The following is a 3,307-nucleotide window of genomic DNA, read 5'->3' on the forward strand; positions in this document are numbered from 1 at the left end:
AACGAAGCCGTCCCCTTATCCCCCTTTTTAAATCCCCCAAACCCCTCGCACGTTCAAAGGGCATGCAACGGTGCTTCGCACTGCATGCAGTTTATTGTCTGGCAAGTGTCAGGTAAATTTTAAAAAATTTCATGAACGAGTGATTTCGGCTCTAAAATTTGAGCTAAGCGATGAGCGAAGCCAAATTTTAGTAGTCAATTCTTGCGAGTGAATGAAAGTTTTAAAATTTGTCGCTACGAACTAAAAATTTAATTTTTACAAAAAAGTTCAAGCGAATTTTAAAATTAGAGCTGGCATATCACGGCTCTAAATTTAAAAGAAATTTTAGTGCCCAAAATATCAGGCACTAAATCCATAAATTTACTCGGTTGCAAGGTCTAGGTAATAATCAAGTTGGTCACGTCTGATGATACGTATGAGGTTTGTGCTGCCCTCTACGCCTGTTGGGTGGCCAGCTGTGACGAGATAGGTCTTGTCATGCTCGACGTATCCAGCGTCATAAGCCTTTTTGATGACATTTGCAAGTAGGACATTTAGCTTTGTCTTTTCAAGCACAAGCGCTGGCGTCACGCCCCAAGCAAGGGTAAGCATGTGAGCTGTCTGCTCGTCGTGTGCGATAGCGATGATGTCGATACTTGTGCGGTTTCTAGCTAGCTTTATGGCTGATTTGCCTGAGCCTGTGATAGAAAGTATCGCATTTGCCTTGATGCGAACAGCTAGTGAAGCTGCACTATTTGCGACCATGTCTGTCTCGTCAAAAAAGTCAAATTCGTCAAATTTATTGTATGGATAGATGCTTTGCGTTTGTATGATCGTTTTGCTCATCGCCTCTACGACTGCGACTGGGTTTTTGCCGATCGCACTCTCCTCGCTTAGCATAACTGCGTCAGTGCCGTCTAGCACGGCGTTTGCTACATCACTGATCTCCGCTCTTGTAGCAGTTTCATGCTCAGCCATACTTAGCATCATCTGAGTTGCTGTGATGACTGGCTTGCTGGCTGCATTTGCCTTTTTGATGATGAGCTTTTGTATGGTTGGCACCTTGTAAAATGGCACTTCTATGCCAAGATCGCCACGAGCTACCATGATACCGTCGCTCTTTGCGATGATGTCGTCTATGTTTTCAACTGCGTCAAATTTTTCGATCTTAGATAAGATAGCTGCTTTGGAGCCAAATTCTTTTAAGATATTTCTTGCTTTTATCACGTCATTTGCGTCTTGCACGAAGCTAATGGCAACGAAATTTACACCCTGCTTTGCGCCAAATTCCATATCCTCTTTATCTTTTGGCGTGATGATGTCGATGCCAAGGGTGGTATTTGGGAAATTTACCCCTTTGTTTGAGTTTAAAATTCCGTCATTTTCGATGATCGTTTTTACCACATCTTTGCCCTCGCCTGTAACTCTTGCTCTGATCGAGCCATCATAGAGATAGACATACTCGCCAGCCTTTAGCATAGGTAAAATTTGAGGCTGATTTAGGCTCACCCTATAAACGCCCTTTTCGATCTTTTCACCCACGACATCCTCTGCGTAGATGCTAAGCTCGTCGCCAGCTTTTAAGTAAAATGGCTCGCTAAGTTTGCCAACTCTGATCTTTGGACCGCAGATATCTTGCAAGATGCCTATGCGTTTGTTTAGTCTTTTTTCGATGTTTCTTATCTTGTCGATGTTTGATTTGTGGTATTCGTGTGTTCCGTGGCTAAAATTTAAACGAAAAACATTAACACCTGCTTTAACCATCGCTTCCATCGTCTCTTCGTTGTCACTTGCTGGCCCTAAAGTCGCTACAATTTTCGTCTTTTTTATCATTTTTATGCCCTGTAATTTGATTTTTGCGATTATAACACATTTTAATAATGTAAATTTTTTGTATAATATGCAAAATTTTTAAAGGAGAGAGTATGAATAAATTTTTATTAGCATCTCTTGGCCTAGCTGCTCTTGCTTGCGCTGCCATGGGAGATGACAAAGTCTATAAGCTCAAGCTTGCAACCTCATGGGAGAGCACTATGCCAGTGCTTGGTGATGTGCCAAAAGAGCTAAAAGAGAAGGTCGAAAAGATGAGTAACGGCCGCATCGAGATCAGGATCGACTATCCGTCAAAACACAAGTCGCCTTTTGCGATGCTTGACTTTGCAAAGAGCGGTCAGTACGACATCGGCTACACAGCTAGCTACTACTACAAAGGCAAAGACCCTAAGACAATGTTTTTTACAGCAACGCCATTTATGATGAATACCGACGAGCAAACAGCTTGGTATGAATTTGGCGGTGGCAAAGAGCTAGAGGCAAAAGTTTTTGACCCGTATAACATCAAAATTTTTAGAGCTGGCAACACTGGTATGCAAATGGGCGGCTGGTTTAAAAAAGAGATCAAGTCAGTTGATGATATCAAAGGCTTAAAGATCAGAATTCCAGGCTTTGGCGGTGAAATTTACGCTAAACTTGGCGCAAATATCAACACTATCCCAACTGGCGAGCTTTACATGGCACTTGAGATGGGCACGATCGATGCGGTAGAGTGGGTTAGCCCAGCTTACGACATGGCACTTGGCTTTCACAAAGTGGCAAAATACTACTACACAGGCTGGCAAGAGCCAGATGGCGAAACTCAGTTTTTCTTCAACAAAAATGCGTATGAAAAACTTCCAGATGATCTAAAAGCGATCTTTGAAGCGGCTGCTGCTGAGGTGGCAAGAGATGTGAATACTAAGGTATTTTACGCAAACGTAGAGTACTGGGACAAGATGAAGGCCGAGTATCCAGACATCCAAGTAAAATCTTTCCCACCAGAGGTCATCGCAGCTCTTAAAAAGGCTACAAATGAGCTACTTGATGAAGAGAGTGCAAAAGATCCACTATTTAAAGAGATCGTCGAGTCTCAAAGAGCTTTCCTTAAAAAAGCAAGAGAATGGACTAAAATTTCTGACTACGCTTATATCAAAACAAACGAAGAGAAATAACCACAGCAGGGAGCTCTCCCTGCTTTTTAAAATTTAAAACTACCGCAAAAACTAATCACAATAAGACTTTAAAGCAAAAAATAAGACAATAGTGAAAATTTCATAGGAAAAAGAGATGAAAAAAGTCAAATTTATAGTTTTTATCTGCTTATTTATACTTCTACCACTTGCTTATTTTAATGGCTTTATAAGAATTTCTGATCTAACTAGCGAACAAGAGAGCATTGCTAAAAAATATGGTGGTGTTTATGTATTTGATGAAAAGCTAGAGAAAGAGATAGATAAGAGGGAGGAAGAGAGGGATAAATACCTTGATGATTTCTTTAAAAACAATAATAGAG

2 protein-coding genes and 1 pseudogene are annotated in these 3,307 nt (G+C 41.1%); 2 read left to right on the forward strand and 1 reads right to left on the reverse strand.

Features of this window, described 5'->3' with window-relative positions:
- Nucleotides 1-360: 360 nt before the first annotated feature.
- On the reverse strand, nt 361-1,812 hold the full coding sequence (pyk, locus tag CYP84_RS05010; protein WP_103636870.1) for a pyruvate kinase: 1,452 nt from the start codon (nt 1,810-1,812) through the stop codon (nt 361-363).
- A 92-nt stretch (nt 1,813-1,904) separates the two neighbouring features.
- Here pyk and CYP84_RS05015 point away from each other — a divergent pair, with 92 nt between their 5' ends.
- On the forward strand, nt 1,905-2,966 hold the full coding sequence (locus CYP84_RS05015) for a TRAP transporter substrate-binding protein (RefSeq protein WP_021089010.1): 1,062 nt from the start codon (nt 1,905-1,907) through the stop codon (nt 2,964-2,966).
- Nucleotides 2,967-3,081: 115 nt separating this feature from the next.
- Nucleotides 3,082-3,307 (forward strand): annotated as a pseudogene (locus tag CYP84_RS05020) (hypothetical protein); the annotation flags it as partial.

It is taken from the genome of Campylobacter concisus (assembly GCF_002912425.1).
Taxonomy (GTDB): domain Bacteria; phylum Campylobacterota; class Campylobacteria; order Campylobacterales; family Campylobacteraceae; genus Campylobacter_A; species Campylobacter_A concisus_AH.

Coding starts and splice junctions, on each gene's coding strand:
- CYP84_RS05015 (WP_021089010.1), top strand. CDS start 1,905: ATGAATAAATTTTTATTAGCATCTCTTGGCCTAGCTGCTCTTGCTTGC.
- pyk (WP_103636870.1), bottom strand. CDS start 1,812: ATGATAAAAAAGACGAAAATTGTAGCGACTTTAGGGCCAGCAAGTGAC.